Annotated in this window: 17 protein-coding genes; 9 read left to right on the top strand and 8 right to left on the bottom strand. The window is 32.4% G+C overall.

The window, feature by feature from the left end; all coding sequences use genetic code 11:
• Window positions 1–62 precede the first annotated feature (62 nt).
• The 3 genes from ACFS5M_RS00815 to ACFS5M_RS00805 are packed head-to-tail and all read left to right on the top strand — an operon-like array spanning window position 63 to window position 3,488.
• Entirely contained in the window at window positions 63–2,231 is a 2,169-nt protein-coding gene (locus ACFS5M_RS00815; RefSeq protein WP_183484431.1) for a tetratricopeptide repeat-containing sensor histidine kinase, read from the top strand.
• Window positions 2,232–2,966 (top strand): LytR/AlgR family response regulator transcription factor, encoded by a 735-nt coding sequence (locus ACFS5M_RS00810; protein ID WP_183484428.1) that lies wholly within the window; start codon window positions 2,232–2,234, stop codon window positions 2,964–2,966.
• Window positions 2,967–2,972: 6 nt separating this feature from the next.
• A complete protein-coding gene (locus ACFS5M_RS00805) occupies window positions 2,973–3,488 on the top strand; it encodes a gamma carbonic anhydrase family protein (protein WP_183484425.1) in 516 nt (171 codons plus the stop codon).
• A gap of 136 nt (window positions 3,489–3,624) precedes the next feature.
• Here the strand turns inward: ACFS5M_RS00805 and murI are convergent, their stop codons facing one another.
• From murI to ACFS5M_RS00765, 8 genes are all read right to left on the bottom strand, one after another.
• Window positions 3,625–4,401, bottom strand: a complete 777-nt coding sequence (murI, locus tag ACFS5M_RS00800; protein ID WP_183484421.1) for a glutamate racemase — start codon at window positions 4,399–4,401, stop codon at window positions 3,625–3,627.
• Between the two features lie 64 nt (window positions 4,402–4,465).
• Window positions 4,466–4,975 carry an OmpH family outer membrane protein gene (locus ACFS5M_RS00795; RefSeq protein WP_183484418.1) on the bottom strand — a complete coding sequence of 170 codons (510 nt, stop codon included), beginning with the start codon at window positions 4,973–4,975 and terminating at the stop codon, window positions 4,466–4,468.
• A 29-nt stretch (window positions 4,976–5,004) separates the two neighbouring features.
• The gene (locus ACFS5M_RS00790) at window positions 5,005–6,060 is read right to left on the bottom strand and encodes an OmpH family outer membrane protein (protein ID WP_183484415.1); all 1,056 of its coding nucleotides are present in this window, start codon (window positions 6,058–6,060) and stop codon (window positions 5,005–5,007) included.
• Between the two features lie 172 nt (window positions 6,061–6,232).
• Window positions 6,233–8,845, bottom strand: coding sequence for a BamA/OMP85 family outer membrane protein (locus ACFS5M_RS00785; protein WP_183484411.1), 2,613 nt, complete (start codon window positions 8,843–8,845; stop codon window positions 6,233–6,235).
• 4 nt (window positions 8,846–8,849) lie between these two features.
• The gene (locus ACFS5M_RS00780) at window positions 8,850–9,590 is read right to left on the bottom strand and encodes an isoprenyl transferase (protein WP_183484408.1); all 741 of its coding nucleotides are present in this window, start codon (window positions 9,588–9,590) and stop codon (window positions 8,850–8,852) included.
• The gene (gene porG / locus ACFS5M_RS00775) at window positions 9,591–10,283 is read right to left on the bottom strand and encodes a type IX secretion system protein PorG (RefSeq protein ID WP_183484405.1); all 693 of its coding nucleotides are present in this window, start codon (window positions 10,281–10,283) and stop codon (window positions 9,591–9,593) included. It lies immediately after the preceding gene.
• 99 nt (window positions 10,284–10,382) lie between these two features.
• Complete coding sequence (locus ACFS5M_RS00770; RefSeq protein WP_183484402.1) at window positions 10,383–11,258, bottom strand: NAD kinase; 876 nt, start codon at window positions 11,256–11,258, stop codon at window positions 10,383–10,385.
• A 2-nt stretch (window positions 11,259–11,260) separates the two neighbouring features.
• The gene (locus ACFS5M_RS00765) at window positions 11,261–11,920 is read right to left on the bottom strand and encodes a CBS domain-containing protein (RefSeq protein ID WP_183484399.1); all 660 of its coding nucleotides are present in this window, start codon (window positions 11,918–11,920) and stop codon (window positions 11,261–11,263) included.
• A gap of 89 nt (window positions 11,921–12,009) precedes the next feature.
• On the opposite strand from ACFS5M_RS00765, the gene ACFS5M_RS00760 reads away from it, so the two are divergent.
• From ACFS5M_RS00760 to clpX, 6 genes are all read left to right on the top strand, one after another.
• Window positions 12,010–12,723: a pyridoxine 5'-phosphate synthase gene (locus ACFS5M_RS00760; RefSeq protein ID WP_183484396.1), complete on the top strand. Its 714-nt coding sequence runs from the start codon at window positions 12,010–12,012 to the stop codon at window positions 12,721–12,723.
• Window positions 12,723–13,487: an alpha/beta fold hydrolase gene (locus ACFS5M_RS00755; protein ID WP_183484394.1), complete on the top strand. Its 765-nt coding sequence runs from the start codon at window positions 12,723–12,725 to the stop codon at window positions 13,485–13,487. Before ACFS5M_RS00760 ends, ACFS5M_RS00755 begins: the two co-directional genes overlap by 1 nt.
• Before the next feature lie 49 nt (window positions 13,488–13,536).
• Window positions 13,537–13,893 carry a phage holin family protein gene (locus tag ACFS5M_RS00750; RefSeq protein WP_183484391.1) on the top strand — a complete coding sequence of 119 codons (357 nt, stop codon included), beginning with the start codon at window positions 13,537–13,539 and terminating at the stop codon, window positions 13,891–13,893.
• Window positions 13,894–14,061: 168 nt separating this feature from the next.
• Window positions 14,062–15,390 carry a trigger factor gene (gene tig / locus ACFS5M_RS00745; RefSeq protein WP_183484388.1) on the top strand — a complete coding sequence of 443 codons (1,329 nt, stop codon included), beginning with the start codon at window positions 14,062–14,064 and terminating at the stop codon, window positions 15,388–15,390.
• 90 nt (window positions 15,391–15,480) lie between these two features.
• Window positions 15,481–16,155, top strand: a complete 675-nt coding sequence (gene clpP, locus ACFS5M_RS00740; RefSeq protein ID WP_183484385.1) for an ATP-dependent Clp endopeptidase proteolytic subunit ClpP — start codon at window positions 15,481–15,483, stop codon at window positions 16,153–16,155.
• A 24-nt stretch (window positions 16,156–16,179) separates the two neighbouring features.
• Window positions 16,180–17,412, top strand: coding sequence for an ATP-dependent Clp protease ATP-binding subunit ClpX (clpX, locus tag ACFS5M_RS00735; RefSeq protein ID WP_183484382.1), 1,233 nt, complete (start codon window positions 16,180–16,182; stop codon window positions 17,410–17,412).
• Window positions 17,413–17,442 lie beyond the last annotated feature (30 nt).

The following is a 17,442-nucleotide window of genomic DNA, read 5'->3' as shown; positions in this document are numbered from 1 at the left end:
TAAAAGGTATCATTTTAAAGTGTAAATTAAAGTGTGTAAGTTTATACCTTAGAATTAGGCGAATGAATGTTTTTATTAAATACATATTATTTTTTGCGCTTTTAAGTCAAACACATTATTTGTATTCTCAAAATAATGAAACAGAGCAGAATAATACCGAATTTACAGTTAGAGGTTCTGTGGTTGAGGTCGATACCTATAACCCTATAGCTGATGTTAGTATTTCAGTTAATGGAGGAGAATACACAAGGACCAATAGTGCAGGAGATTTCCGAATTTTAGTTAAAGTTGGCGATGAGTTAATAATTAGACATAAAGACTTTGGAACCGTATATCATACGATAAAAAATGCTGAAAGAATAGAGGTAGAGGTGCATCCAGAAGTAGGATCTCGTGCAAGTACAAAACGAAGGCTTAATACAAAACAGTTTAATAATTTAATAGATTCTGCAGAAGCTTATTTAAAAACCGATGCCGAAAAAAGTATTCAGTTTATTACAGAAGCTTTATCTCAAAGTTACTCAGTAAAACAAAATAGTGAAGCTTATGAAGTGCTAGCAGATATTTACATGAAATGGAAACAATATGATCTTGCTATTTCTAATTATAGAATAAGTCTTCAAAATAACACCTTGAATGAAGTAGAACTTAAATTAGCCAATGCCTACTTTAAAAATAAGGCATATGATGAAAGCTTAAAAACGTTTAATGAAATAACATACAATAGCCTTTCAAAATATCAGAAGATTATATACCATGAAGGTATTGGAGATGTTTATATGAAAACGAAGACTTATAATTCTGCAATACAATCCTATAAAAAAGGATTAGACCTTGCTGTAAAACACTTAATCAAACCTAAGGTTACAGATTTAAACTCTAAAATTGGTCAAGCCTATAACGAAACAGGTAAGCTTAAAGAAGCGAATAGTTATTTTGAAAACTCATTAAACCTAGCTTCCCAAGAGAATAAAAAAAGAGCTATTGAAGAAAAAGTTAAAGTGGCCGATTTTCAAAATGATAACCAAGCTTATGGAACTGAAATACAATTACGTAAAGAAGCTCTTGAGTTTATTGAAGATTATGAAAAAGACACAGACTCAATTGTAGAAAATGAAAGTGCCATTACACCTCAAAAACAAAACTATAAAATAGGAAATGCTTATTACTTGCAAAAAGATTATACGAACGCAATTCCTTATTTAGAAAAAAGTATAGAAGAGGCCGAAAACAATGAAGATTTAGTCGTTAAAAAAGACGCCATAAGAAAACTCTCTGAAACGCATCGTGACGCTGGAAATTACGACAAAGCACTAGAAACCTATAAATCTTACCAAGAAACGGTAGATGCGCTATATGCCAAAATGGAACAGGAAATCACCCAAGCAAGTCGTTTTAGTAAGAGCATATCAGAAAAGCAAAATAGAATAACCAGCTTAGAAAGCGATCGTGCATTAACTCAAAGTAATTATCAACTTACTGTAGAGCAAAGTAAACGCCAAAAACTTGTCATCTATTCTTTGTTTGGAGGTTTATTACTGTTACTCGTTACAGCTTATTTGATGTATAAATACATCAAACAACAAAAGTTAGCTAATAATTTGTTAGCTCTTAAATCGCTACGAAGTCAGATGAATCCACATTTTATTTTTAATGCGTTAAATTCTGTAAATAGTTTTATAGCCTCTCATGATGAGCGTACAGCCAACAAATATCTTTCAGATTTTTCGCAACTCATGCGTTCGGTTTTAGAGAATAGCGAAGAGGATTTTATTCCTCTAGAAAAAGAAATTGAACTCTTAGAATTATATACCCAACTTGAGCATTTCAGATTTAAAGATAAGTTCGAGTACCAGATTACTGTCGATGATGATGTGAAGATTAACGATTTTCAAATTCCGCCTATGTTATTGCAGCCTTATATTGAAAATGCTGTTTGGCATGGATTAAGATATAAAGAAGATAAAGGTCACTTGAATATAAATATAGCAACCAAAAGTAATGATGAAATTACCATTTCAATTGTAGATGATGGAATAGGACGCAAAAAGTCTAAAGCCTTAAAAACCGAAAATCAAAAGAAACAGAATTCTAAAGGCATGAACAACATTAAAAAGCGTGTTGACATTTTAAATGAAATGTATAAAGATAAAGTCGATGTGTATATTGACGATTATCAAGATGAAGACGACACAGGAACTAAAGTCGTTGTAACACTTAAAAAAGATTAAATGAAACTAAACGCCATCATCGTAGAAGACGAAAAAACTAGCCGAGATATTTTAACAAATTATCTCCAAAAATACTGTCCGAATGTTCATATTCTGGGCGAAGCAGCTAATGTTGATGAAGCGCTAGTCCTTATTAGAAACAATAACTTAGATCTTGTTTTTTTAGATGTAGAAATGCCTTATGGTAATGCCTTTGATTTATTAGATAAAGTTGGCGATCGCACTTTTGAAACCGTTTTCGTAACCGCGTATAATCATTATGCGATAGATGCTTTAAATGCACACGCAAGTTATTATTTAATGAAACCGATTTCTATTGATGAACTCATTAAAGCTGTAGATTATGTCGTAGAAATTAAAACCAAAGAAGATGCTTTACAAGACGAAGTGCTTGTGCCAAAAACCAATAGTGTCAATGGCAAAATCACTATTCCTCAACAAGATGGTTTTGAAGTTATCGAAACCGATAATATCTTGTATTGTAAAGCCGATGATAATTACACCGAAATCTATTTAAACACCAATAAAAAGAAACTCGTAAGTAAAACTTTAAAGTACTTTGAAGATGCGTTATTAAATCACAATTTTGCAAGAGTGCATAAAAGTTATTTAATTAACGTGAATCATGTGATAAAGTATGTTAAAGGAAAAGGAGGATATGTTATTTTAAATAGTGGTAAAGAAATCATGGTTTCGGCCTCAAAAAAATCAGAATTATTATCGTACTTTAAATAAAAATTTATGCCAATCATAAAGCCAGTAAACGGAAAATCACCAGTCATACCAGACGATTGTTATATCGCAGAAAATGCCACGATTGTTGGCGAAGTCACCATGGGAAACCAATGTAGTATTTGGTTTAATGCTGTGGTTAGAGGCGATGTTCACTTTATTAAAATAGGGAACAATGTCAATATTCAAGATGGCGCTGTCGTTCATGCCACTTATCAAAAATCACCAACAACAATAGGAAATAACGTGTCTATTGGTCATAACGCCATTGTACATGGTTGCACGATTCACGACAATGTTTTAATAGGCATGGGAAGTATTGTTATGGACGATTGTGTTATAGAAAGTAATAGTATAATTGCGGCAGGCGCAGTAGTTACAAAAAACACTAGAGTAGAGGCAGGCAGTATTTATGCAGGAGTGCCAGCAAAAAAGGTAAAGGCTATTAGTCAGGAACTTATTTCTGGCGAGATTAATCGCATTGCCGAAAACTATATTGAGTATTCAAGTTGGTTTAAAGCTTAGCTTGTTTTGGGCGTTACCAAGACAGAAAGTCTTGGTCGTGCTTTCCATTATATCTTTTTATGCTAAATGCTTTTAGCATCTTATTAAGCGTTTAAACTCAGCATAAAAAGGATGCCATTGCAATCACTAACGCAAACTAAAAGTCGAGATATTCAACAGTATAAGAATCCCCTAAAAGTTGAGACATGACTTTAGGGTTACCATTAGAATAAAATTGAAGCGTTGGTGTGTTGGTGGTATGGTTTAAACATTCATGTTGCCTTAATACAGCTTCAGTTTGTTTTGCTACTGCTTCACCAGAATCTATAATTTTTATATGGCTAGGAATTAATTCTAATAGTTGAGGTACTAAATAAGGATAATGTGTACATCCTAAGACTAAGTAATCTATATTAGCATCTAGCATAGGTTTCATATACATTTTTAAAAGGGCTTTCATTTCATCAGAAGCTATTTTTCCGCTTTCAATTAAGGGCACAATACCTTCTCCAATTTGCTCAACGACTTTAATGCCATTAGCAAACAAATCTGTAGTCTTATGAAATAGTTCACTTGATAACGTTCCTTTAGTGGCTAAAATGCCAACAGCTTTAGTTTTTGTATTTAAAGCTGCAGGTTTAATCGCAGGTTCAATACCAATAAAAGGCACATTGTAATGTTCTCGTAAATAATGAATAGCATTGGTGGTTGCAGTATTACAAGCCACAACAATTATTTTACATCCTTTACTTAGTAGAAACTCGGTGTTTTTTTTAGAAAGCGCAATAATCTCGTCTTTAGATTTTGAGCCATAAGGCGCATACTTGCTATCTGCTAAATAAATAGTATGTTCATGAGGTAATAATGTGTTGAGTTCTTTCCAAATGGAAGTCCCTCCAACACCAGAATCAAAAATACCAATAGTTTGCTCCATACTACAAAAATAAAAAAGCTGCCTTGTAAAAGACAGCTTTATAATAGTTTATTTGAAATGTTTATTAGAAACCTAATTCTTTTTTAACATCAGCAAGTAAGTCTTTACCATCTGCCATGATTACGCCACCACCTTGAGTAGAGTCCATAACGTATTGGAATCCTTGAGCACGAGCAACTTTTAAAATAGCCGCTTTAGCTTTTTCAGTAATAGGCTTTAGCAAGTCAATTTCTTTCTTTTGCATTTGTTGTTGTGCTTCACCTTGAAATTGTTGGATATTCTGTTGCATTGTTTGTACTTCAGCGAAACGTTTTTGATTTTCCTCGTCAGTTTTAGTCGCAGCTTCAGCTTCGTATAATTTCATTTTGTTTTGGTATTCAGTCACCATAGCTTTAATGTCAGCCTCGTAAGTTTTACCAAGTTTATCCATTTCAGATTGCGCTACGGCCATATCTGGCATTGCAGCAATAAGCTCTTGAGTATTAATATGGGCAATTTTGCTTTGTGCTTGCATAAAGCTAGTTCCTCCAATAAATAAAGCTACTGCTAATAATAGGGTTTTAATGTGTTTCATTTTAAAAGTGTTAATATGTGTTATAATTGTTAATTTTCGTCGCCATCTTCATCGTTGGCTTCATTATTTTCGCGTTCTTCTTTTGCTTTTCTACGCTCTTCTAATATTCTTTGTTTACGTTCTTCAAGTTCTTGTTTACGTCTTTCTCTGTCAGTTAATGGTTTTTGTGCGCCATCACCTTCTTCTTCATCTTCTTCGACCTCTTCAGCAACCTTTTCTTCAGTTTTAGAAGCTTCATCACTCATGACCTTGTTAGCATCATCTTCGCTAGCCTCTGTGCTTTCTTCGGTTTCTTCAGTATTCTCTCTTTCGTTTAGTTTATTTTCTTTTGCATTTTTACGTGCTTCAATAATACTATCTCTTCTTTTCTGTGCTGCTGCTTTTTTGGCCTCACGAGCTTCAAGAATTTCTTGTCTTCGTTGAGCCGCTTCAGCAGCGCGAGCCGCTTTTTTTTCTTCTAAAGCTTTTTTTCTTTCGTCTAAGCCTTCGTGTATTTCTGGAACAACATCTTCTTCTTCAGCATTTTTTCTGTCTTTTCTTGAACTAGCTTGTTCGCGTTTTGAAGAGCGTTTAATGGCTCTTATCACTTGTTCGCTTAAATCAAAACGGTCTGCTGAGTAAAGCATGACGACATCTGCAGATTTATCAAATATAAAATCGAATTTTTTTGTTGAAGCAATATCTTGTACTGCGGCAAAAATTTGATCTTGTATTGGTTGAATAAGCTGTCTTTTTTGAATCATTAAATCACCATTTGGACCAAAGCGTTTTTGTTGGTAATCTAGGATTTCTAACTCTTCAAAAGTGATATCTTCTTCACGCTCTTTAATAAGTTCATTAGTTAAAAGCGCTTTTTCATTACTTAAATCTTTACGTTTTTGTTCAATTTCACCTAAACGTCCATCAATTTCAGTTTTCCATTTTTGAACTTTGCTTTCTAGTTGAGTAGAAGCTTCTTGATATTCAGGGACATTTTCTAAAATGTATTCAGTATCAATATAACCAATTCTCACGCCACGTTGTGCATGACTAGAAAAGCTTAGCATAAATACAACTGCCAGTAAAAAAAGAACTTTTATTTTCATCTGTTTCATATTTTATAATTTATGGCTTATAAATTCTAAAGGAGACAGATTGATTATTTGTAAATTCTGTCGCTTTTTGAATTAAACTCTCCAAAATTAACGAATTTTAATTTTAAAAATTTTAATTCTTGCAATAAATAATCAAATTGTTAATAGAAAATATCGTGCCAAACTAAAATTGTTGTCCAATTATAAAGTGTGTTTCCCAACCACTTTTTTGAGTTCCTTGACCAGGAATAGGATCAAATCCGTGTCCGAAATCTATTCCTAAAAGTCCAAATGCAGGCATAAATATACGTAAACCTAAACCAGCAGATCTTTTTAAATTAAAAGGGTTATAGTCTTGAAAATCATTGTAAGAGACTCCGCCTTCAAGAAATCCAAGGACATATATTTTAGCCGATTGTTTTAAAGTTATAGGGTAACGTAACTCTAAAGAGAATTTATTATAAATCGTTCCTCCATCATTAGACACTTGATTGTTTTCATTTACTGGTTGTAAAGATTGGTTAGGATAACCACGCAGAGCAATAGCCTCTCTTCCATCTAAACTATAGCTACCTAAACCATCACCACCAAGGAAGAAGCGTTCAAAAGGGATTACACCTCTATCGTTATTGTATGCGCCTAAGAAACCAAATTCTAAGCTAGGTTTTAGAATAAGTTTACCAATTAAGCGAGAATACCAATCTGCTTTAAATTTAATTTTATAAAACTCTAACCATCTAAAACGCTCTTGATCAATTTCACCCACTCTGGCTGAAGCTTCATTGATTACGACTGCATTATTATTACTATCATTTATTATTTCTAATTGTTCTTCTCTTTCTTCTTGTAATGCAGCATAATCTACATTATTAAATAATGAATATGGAAGAGATAATTTAGCACTCATTGTAAAGTTAGATCCTCCAGTAGGGAATACAGGATCATTATATGTGTTATTTCTACTTAAACCAATAGTGTAGGCTAGGTTGTTAGAGTTACCATCTCCAAAAGTAAATAAGCCTGTATTATAGTTTTTTAAATCATAATGCTGAAAACTTATTGCTTGTGAGAGGGTGAAATAATCATCTGGTGCAGATAAACGTTTTGCTAAACCAACAGAGAGTCCCGTAATATTGAAACGTTTACTTTTGTCTGCATTTCCAGTTTGAGAATCATATAAAAATTGTTTGGAATGTGATACAGATGTTGAAAACTGTACAGGTTTTTTACCACCAAGCCAAGGTTCTGTAAATGAGAAACTATAAGTTTGAAAGAAACGACTTGCCTGTAAACGCAGAGATAATTTTTGACCATCACCTCTAGGTACAGGTGTATAAGCTTTTCTGTTTAGGATGTTTTTTATTGAGAAGTTATTAAATGATAAACCCAGCGTACCAATAAAGCCACCACCACCATAACCACCTTGCAGTTCAATTTGGCTAGATCCAGTTTCAACCACACCATACTCTAAATCTATGGTTCCTTCATTAGGGTTTGGGTTAGGGAAATTGGTGCTAATTTGCTCCGCATCAAAGAAACCAAGTTGGCTCAACTCTCTAATGGTACGAATTACATTTGCTTTACTGTATAACTGTCCAGGACGTGTACGTAATTCTCTGTAAATAACTTTATCATTAGTAACATCATTACCTGTTACGGTAACATTGTTAAAGTAAGTTGGTTTACCTTCAGAGATTCTTATTTCCATATCAATAACATTGCCTTCAGCATTCACTTCAACAGGATTAATTCTAGAGAATAAATAACCGTTATTTTGGTAAAGGTTGGTAATGTCGTCTGCATCTGGAGATGAATCGTCTGCAATACGTTCTTGTAATAAGACCCCATTATAAGTTTCGCCTTTACTAATACGAAGTTTTCTTTTTAATACAGCATCAGAGTAAACAGTATTTCCTATAAAAGTAATATCTCCAAAGGTATATTGTTCACCTTCTTCAAGGTTTATGTTTAAGGAGACCGTTTTGTCATCGTTTACGATTAAGCTATCAGACAATATGCGAGCATCTCTATAACCATTCTCTTTATACTTGTCGATTAGGCTAACTAAGTCGGTTTTGTAATCTTCTTCTATATATTTAGAACGTTTGTAAACTCTAACTAAGTTTCTTTTTTTTGTGTTTTTCATGGCTCTTTTTAACTTACCATCGGTTAACACATTGTTTCCAGAAAAGACGATGTCTTTGACTTTAACTTTTTTTCCTTTATCAATATATAAGACCATATTGACTTTAGGTTTATTTAAAGAATCTTTAATTTCTATGGTGTTTATAGAAACTTTTGTGTTCAAAAATCCTTCTTTTTTATATTTGTTCTGTAAGTAATTCTTGGTTGTCGTTATTAAGTTTTCGGTAACTTTAACTCCTTTTTCAAGTTTATTTTCTTTAATAATAGTCTCTCTTTTAGATTTTCTTTTTACACCATTAATTTTTAATTCATTAAGTTCTGGTAAATCAGATAATCTAATTTCAAGATAGGCTACATTTCCTTCAACTTTATTGAGGTAAATATCAATATCATTAAAAAGGTTAGAATTCCATAATTTTTTTATTGCACTACTAATATCTTCTCCTGGGATTTGTATCTCACTTCCTTTTCTTAAACCAGAGTAAGTAATAATAGTTTGTTCACTAAACGAAGTGTTTCCATTTACTGAAATATCTCCAATAGTATATTTGTTGCCTTTAGTAAATGTATTTTCTTGTGCAAAAGTACTTAAACTAAATAGTGTTATTAATAGGGCTAAAAATTGTTTAGCGGTTATTTTTAATGGTGGCATTAATTTAGCTAAGTTGTTCACTTGTTTTCCCAAATCGTCGTTCTCTTTTTTGATATTCTATAATCGCCTCGTATAGGTTTTCCTTTTTAAAATCTGGCCATAACGTTTCTGTAAAATACAATTCTGCATAGGCTATTTGCCAAAGCAGGAAGTTACTAATACGTTGTTCTCCACTTGTTCTAATCAGTAAATCTACATCTGGTAAATTTCGCGTGTAAAGATGCTCATTTATAACTGATTCATCAATATTTTCTGGCGAAATTATATTATTTTTAACTTTAACAGCTATTTTTTTAACTGTATTTAATATTTCTTCTCTCGAACCATAGCTTAAAGCTAAAGTTAGAGTCATTCTGTTATTCTTTTTTGTGTTGTCAATGACCTCTAAAAGTTCTTGATGAGCTTTTTTAGGTAGTGCCGATAAATTTCCAATAGCAAACAATTTGATATTGTTATCTTGAAGTGTTTTGATCTCTTTTTTTAATGAACTTACCAAGAGCTTCATTAAAGTTTGTACTTCCAATTTTGGCCTTTTCCAGTTTTCAGTAGAAAAAGCATAAAGAGTTAAGTTTTCAATCCCTAGTTCTGCAGCTCCTTCAACAATATCTCTAACAGCTCTTGTTCCATTTTCATGACCAAAAGCACGAATCATACCTTTCTGCTTAGCCCATCTACCATTGCCATCCATAATAACTGCAAGATGTTTTGGTAAATGGTTTGTATTTATGTTTTCCTTCAGACTCATTTAAAATGCACAATAACATGGAGTTTCTCCAAAAGTATAGGTTAGTGTAAGACCAGTAAAAACATACCAATCATTATTATTTATATTTCCAAAAGAGGCGTTTTCAATAGAGCCTTCTGCGTCTGGGATACTACCATCTATTTCATCAGAAAAAGTATATCTAGCACCAATTTCTGCTGCTATAATAAGACTTTCACTTAATTGGGTTTTATAGCCTAAGACCATAGGAATACCGTAAGCAAAGCTGTAAGTATTATCGTTTATAAAATTTCCTGAAGGGCTAAAATGAAAGTTATCATGTTTAGCAACAGTTATTCCAGTATATAAATAAGGTGTAGAGTTGGTTTTTCTACTATGTAAGTTAAAATCGAAGAACGTAAACTCTAAGCCTAATGAAGCTTCAATGATATGGCTGTTAAATTTATAGCCTCTTTCTTTTCTTCTAGGATCATCTGATTTTAAATCGTCTCCAACTAATTCTGAATAAAGAAGTGTGAATCTAAATGAGTGTCTTGAACTTCGATTCCATTTAAAAATACCACCAAAAACAGGTTGTTTAGGATTGATGTATTTAGTAGAGCCAACATCACCTATAAAATTACTTCCACCAGCAAATAGACCTATTTCATAGGTTTGCGCTTGAGTTAGCTGTAATGTTAACACACTTATAAAAATTATTAATAAATACCTCATATATAACCAAAAGTTTGCAAATATAATAAATAAGATTAGCCTATAACAATTTGAGCCAAATTGTATGTGCTTAAAACAGTTTTTCCTTTAAATTATTGTTTAATTGCGCTTGTCTTCGCCCCAAAGTAGTTTTTTTCGAAGCGTATCTAAAAAGCTTTCTTCTTGTAATTCTATCATTTTTATAGTGAAAGCTGCTTTTTTAATTTTAATTACAGCTGAATTATGTAAAGTTGCAATTCTGGAATCTAGCGAAACTAAGAAGTGGTCCTCACGTCCGCTAACTTTAAGTTCGATTTCAGTTGAATCTGGTATAACTAAAGGTCTTGCGCTTAAGTTATGAGGAGCAATAGGAGTTAATACAAGGCTTTTGGCATCAGGAGTTATTACTGGACCTCCACAGCTTAAAGAGTAGCCAGTAGATCCTGTAGGAGTTGAAAGAATCAAACCATCACTCCAGTAAGAGGTTAAATACTCCTCGTTTAGCTTGGTTTCAACCGTAATCATTGATGTTGTATTTTTTCTGCTTACTGCAATCTCATTAAGTGCAAAGTTTAAATCTTTAATAGAGTTGTTTTCTGGTTGTGTTTCTAGAGATAATAAACTTCGTTCTGATATTTTATAATTTTTATTTAATATATCATTAAAAGCAGCTTCGATATCATCTGTTTGAATAGTGGCTAAAAATCCTAATCTTCCAGTATTTATACCTACAATAGGAATGTTTAAATCTTTAACATAAGTAATAGCACGTAAAATGGTTCCATCGCCACCAATACTAATAAGTAAATCGTAAGTATTGTCTAGTTCGGTAAACGTGTTTGTCTTTATGTCCTTTTTTATTTTATTCTTTGTTTTCTTGAAGTAAGAAGCTTCAATAAATGTATCAATATGTTTTTTGTGGAGTACATCAAGTAAGACCTCAAGAGATTTTAGAGGTTTGTTTTTTTGAAACTGACTATAAATGGCTACTTTCATGCTTACATGTTAAGATATTTGTTTAAGTAATCTGAGCGTTCTTTTAAATTCTCAAGATAACTATCTTCTTCATGCCCAGAAACTACATTGTAACTATAACGCCTAAACGTTTGCATGATGTCGTTTAATCCTGTGTTGCCTATTTTAAGGGTTATTTCTGCAACATCATTTTCAATTTTTGATATAAAAGCACCTAAAATTTTCCCGTCATTTGACTCTACAATTTGACTGACTTCACTAAAGGAGTAATCGTTTAGGTTTTTCTCAATTATTAAAATTGCTCCAGCTTCAGAGAAGAATGGAGTTTCATTAAAGAGACTAATAATATCATTTAGCTCATAATAGCCTAAATAATTGTTTGAGTGACTTAAAACAGGCATAATGTTGGTGCCATTCTGCGCAAAGGCTTCAAGAACATCTAGCCAATTAGTGTCTTTTCGGACAAAAAAACCTTCTGTTGAGTAAACATATTCTTTTAAAGGTTTTGTACTATCAAAACAATGAGCATCAGTTTCAGAAATACAACCTAAATAAACGCCTTCTTCATTTTTAATTGGAATATGTGAATAGGTCAATTGATTAAATAAATGTTGTAAATCGCGAATACTATCGGAAATAGCTAGTGGTTTTATGTCGTTTATAATATAATCAGGAAGATTCATTTCACACTGTTTTTCTTCTGCAAATTAATCAAAAAAATAGTACAATAAGCGTGTTCTACTTTGTATTTTTGTGCTTTAAAACTTCAAGAATGACAAAATTAAGTGTAAATATTAATAAGATTGCAACTTTAAGAAACTCAAGAGGTGGAGATTTGCCTAACGTGGTTGCGTTTGCAAAAGATGTTCAGCGTTTTGGAGCAGAAGGTGTTACAGTGCATCCTAGGCCAGACGAAAGACATATACGTTATCAAGATGCTTACGATTTAAAACCTGAAGTTTATACAGAATATAATATAGAAGGTAATCCAATACCTAAGTTTATTGATATGGTTTTAGAGATAAAACCTACACAGGTTACATTGGTTCCAGATAGTATTGATGCAATAACCAGTAATGCAGGTTGGGACACGATTAAACATAAAGACTTTTTAGTTGAAGTGATTAAAGAGTTTAAACAAAATGGTATAAGAACATCTATTTTTGTCGATCCTGTACTAGAACAAATTGAAGGTGCTAAAGTTACTGGAACCGATCGTATTGAATTATATACAGAAGCCTTTGCACATCAATATGGTTTAGGAAATGAAAGTGCTATTGAGCCTTATACAGCGTGTGCAGAATTAGCTAATCGTTTAAATTTAGGGGTTAACGCAGGACATGATTTGTCTTTAGATAATATTAAATTTTTTAAAGATCATATTCCAGGCTTATTAGAAGTTTCTATTGGTCACGCTCTTATTTCGGAAAGCTTGTATCTAGGTGTAGAAAATGTAATCCAAATGTATTTACATAAACTCAAGTAATGCAATTATACTCTAATATCATCGGACAAGGTAAACCGTTTATCATACTTCATGGCTTTTTAGGGATGAGCGATAACTGGAAAACATTAGGCAATCAGTTTGCTGAAAATAATTTTGAAGTGCATTTAGTAGATCAACGTAATCATGGACGAAGTTTTCATGATGATTTATTTAATTATGAGGTTTTAGTTGAAGACTTAAAAGCATACTGCGACGCACATAAATTAGATGATATTATATTATTAGGACATTCAATGGGCGGAAAAACTGCCATGTTGTTTGCAACTACATATCCTGAACTAGTGTCTAAATTAATTGTTGCCGATATTTCGCCACGATTTTATCCTATTCATCATGATGCTATTTTGGAAGGATTAAGTGCTCTTGATTTTGAACAATTAAAAAGTAGAGGTGAAGCCGATAACGTATTATCTCAATATGTTTCCGATTTTGGAACACGCCAATTTTTACTCAAAAATTTATATTGGATTGAAAAAGGAAAACTAGCGCTTCGCATCAATCTTGAAGTATTAAAAGAGAACGTAAGCGAAGTTGGCGAAGCTTTGCCAATTCATGCAAAATTTAGTGAGGCAACCTTGTTTCTTCGTGGCGATAAAAGTGAATACATTGCTATACATGACGAAGCTATAATTAAGAGACATTTTCCTGAAGCCAAAATAGAAACAATTGCAAATGCTGGTCATTGGTTGCATGCAGAAAACCCTAAAGCTTTCTATCAAGCTGTTTTAGATTTCGTAAATTAGGCTGTAACGATTTTCAAAAGTTACTTACTAATTAAATAAACTTAATACCATGAATTTAATAATAAGACTTTTACTAAACGCTATTGCTGTATTTGCATTAGCTAATATTTTAAATGGAGTAACCGTAGATGGCTATACTACCGCAGTTATAGTCGCTATAGTGCTGTCTATTCTAAATCTCATTGTTAAACCTATTTTGGTCATCTTGACATTGCCAATAACCATCATAACTCTTGGTTTATTTATGTTTGTTATTAATGCCTGCATTATTCTTTTAGCAGATAAATTTATTGATGGTTTTGCAGTAAGTAGCTTTTGGACTGCAATGTTATTTAGTGTCCTTTTATGTGTCTTACAGTCGTTATTACATTCCTTTTTAAAGGCTGATAAAAAGTCATCTAACTAAGACTCTTAGATGTAATTATTTAAGCATAATTTTTTTTATAAGAACGAGTCTCGTTTACAATACGTTAAAAACTTTGCTGGAGTGTAAAAAAGTAGTATTTTTGCACTCCTTTTTTAGGTAAAAGAAACTAATGTTAAACGTCCAATTAAGGGCTTTATATCATTTATAATGAATATTACAAGAGAGAACATTGATGCATTAAATGCGGTAGTAAAAGTAGATATCGCTAAAGAAGATTATAGTGATAAAATCGAAAAAATCTTATCAGATTACCGTAAAACCGCTAACATTCCAGGATTTAGAAAAGGTCATGTGCCAATGGGAATGGTTAAAAAGCAATATGGAAAAGCAGTTTTAGTAGATGAAGTGAATAAACTTTTACAAGATGCTTTAAATAAATATTTAACCGAAGAGAAATTAGACGTTTTAGGACAGCCTTTACCAAAAACACAAGATGAAATTGATTGGGATGCAGGTGATTTTTCTTTTGAGTTTGAATTAGGTTTAGCTCCAGAATTTGAAGTGAACTTAAAAAGTAAAAAAGCAATCACACATTATAATATTGTTGCTGGTGATAAAATGATTAATGACCAGATTGAAAATATTCAAAAACAATATGGTAAATTAATCTCTCAAACCGTTATTGAAAAAGACAGTGAAGTTACTGGGACTTTCAAAAATGAAGATAAAGAGATAGACAATACAGTGACTTTAACTTTAGATAAATTTAAAGGTGCTGCAAATGCTAAAAAATTCATTGGTGCTAAAATAGGAGATGTTATTACACTTAAAACCAAAGGGCTTTATAGCGATGATCATGAATTAATGCATGCTTTGAAAATTCAACATGATGATGCGCATGGTTTAGATATAGAAGTGACTTTTACAGTTACTGAAATCAACCAAAGAGAGTTAGCTGATTTAGATCAAGAGTTGTTCGATAAACTATTTGGTAAAGATGGCGTAAAATCGGTAACCGAACTAAAAGAAAAGATTAAAGAAGATGCAGAAAAGCAATTTGTGCAACAAGGTGACCAGAAATTGTTAAATGATATTACTGAATATTTAGTAGAAAACACCAAGTTTGATTTGCCTGCAGAATTTTTACAGAAGTGGATGCAGACTGCAGGAGAACAACAATTAGATGAAGCACAAGCTAAAGAAGAATACGAAAAATCGGAAAAAAGCTTACGTTACCAATTAATTGAAGGCAAGCTCATCACAGAAAATAATATTCAAGTCACTCTTGAAGATATTAAAGATCATGCTAAGAATATGATAAGAATGCAAATGGCTCAATTTGGTCAAATGAACCCATCAGATAAAGAATTAGAAGATATTTCTGCTCGTGTATTGTCTAATCAAGATGAAGCACGTCGTATATCAGAACAATTAGTTAGTCAGAAATTGTTAGCACTTTATAAAGAAAAAGCAAACATTAAAACTAAAGAAGTGACTTACGAAAACTTTGTAAAAGAAGTTTATGGAGATAAATAAGTTAACATCTTATAAAGAATAAATCCCTATATTTAGGCGTTGAAATTAACATTCAACGCCTTTTTATTTATTTAAAATTTAAATTAACCTATGGATTACGGAAAAGAATTTGAAAAATTTGCAATAAAAGATCAAGGTATAAGCAGTACATACTATAACAAGATAATTAGCAGTATGTATCCAACAAGCTTGACACCAAACATTATTGAAGAACGCCAAATGAATATCGCTATATTTGATGTGTTTTCGCGTTTAATGATGGATAGAATTATCTTTTTAGGTACTGGAATTAACGACCAAGTAGCTAATATTATACAAGCTCAACTACTGTTTTTAGAAAGTACAGATTCTTCTAAAGACATTCAAATATATATTAACTCTCCAGGAGGAAGTGTATATGCAGGACTTGGAATTTATGATACGATGCAATTTATAAAGCCAGATGTTGCTACTATTTGTACAGGAATGGCAGCATCAATGGGAGCGGTTTTACTATGTGCTGGACAAAAAGGAAAGCGAAGTGGTTTAACCCATTCTCGCGTGATGATTCATCAGCCGTTAGGTGGTGCTCAAGGACAAGCTAGTGATATTGAAATTACAGCGCGTGAGATCTTAATTTTAAAAGAAGAACTTTATAAAATTATAAGTAAGCATTCAGGACAAGATTACGACAAAGTATATACAGATAGTGATCGTGATTACTGGATGAAAGCTGATAAGGCGAAAGAATACGGAATGATTGATGAGATTTTAGTGAGAAACTAAATCGCATTTCAAACTTAAGAACTAATGGCAAAAGAAGATTTAGAATGTTCGTTTTGTGGTCGTAAAAAACCTGAAACTAATTTATTAATAGCAGGATTAGACGCTCACATTTGTGATCGTTGTATCGAGCAAGCACATGGTATTGTAGTAGAAGAATCTAAACAAAGCGATAATAATGATTTGTCTGCAGAGTTAGTGCTTCGTAAACCACAGAAAATCAAAGGGTTTTTAGACGAATATATTATTGGCCAAGAAGCAACTAAAAAAGTAATGTCTGTTGCGGTATATAATCATTATAAAAGATTATTACAACCACCTACTGATGATGATATTGAAATTCAAAAGTCAAACATTATTATGGTTGGTCAAACAGGAACAGGAAAAACGTTAATGGCAAAAACGGTAGCCAGAATGCTTAATGTGCCTTTAGCCATTGTTGATGCGACTGTACTTACAGAAGCTGGATATGTTGGTGAAGATGTTGAAAGTATTTTGACACGTTTGCTACAAGCGGCAGATTACAATCTTGAAAAGGCAGAAAAGGGGATCGTTTTTATTGATGAAATTGATAAAATTGCACGTAAGAGTGATAATCCTTCGATAACACGTGATGTTTCTGGTGAAGGTGTGCAACAAGCGTTACTTAAATTATTAGAAGGAACTGTTGTAAATGTACCACCAAAAGGAGGACGCAAACATCCTGATCAAAAATTTATTGAGGTCAATACTGAAAATATTTTATTTATTGCAGGTGGTGCCTTCGATGGTATTGAACGTGTCATCTCTAAACGATTAAACATGCAAGCGGTTGGTTATAGCGCTTCTATGAGTGATGAGGTGGTCGACCAAAATCATTTATTACAATATATTATTCCAAAAGATTTAAAAGACTTTGGATTAATTCCAGAAATTATTGGACGACTTCCTGTGCTAACTTATATGGATCCTTTAGATGCTAATACTCTAAGAGCTATTTTAACAGAGCCTAAAAATGCCATTGTTAAACAATACAAAAAGTTGTTTTTAATGGATGAGATTGAATTTAGTATTACAGATGGTGCGTTAGATTTTATAGTTGGTAAAGCTATAGAGTATAAATTGGGTGCACGTGGTTTACGTTCACTTTGTGAAGAAATTCTAACTGATGCCATGTTTGAATTACCAGGAAGTAAAGAGAAAAAACTAAATGTAACTAAAGCTTACGCAGAAGAAAAACTAACTAAAACAACGATCAAGAAATTGAAAGCAGTCTCTTAATTGTATTTCATTTCATTTTTATATAACCAT

This window comes from Lacinutrix iliipiscaria (genome assembly GCF_042686125.1).
GTDB lineage: Bacteria > Bacteroidota > Bacteroidia > Flavobacteriales > Flavobacteriaceae > Oceanihabitans > Oceanihabitans iliipiscarium.
The sequence above is the reverse complement of the archived record's forward strand: the minus strand, read 5'-3'. Positions and strand labels throughout refer to the sequence as shown.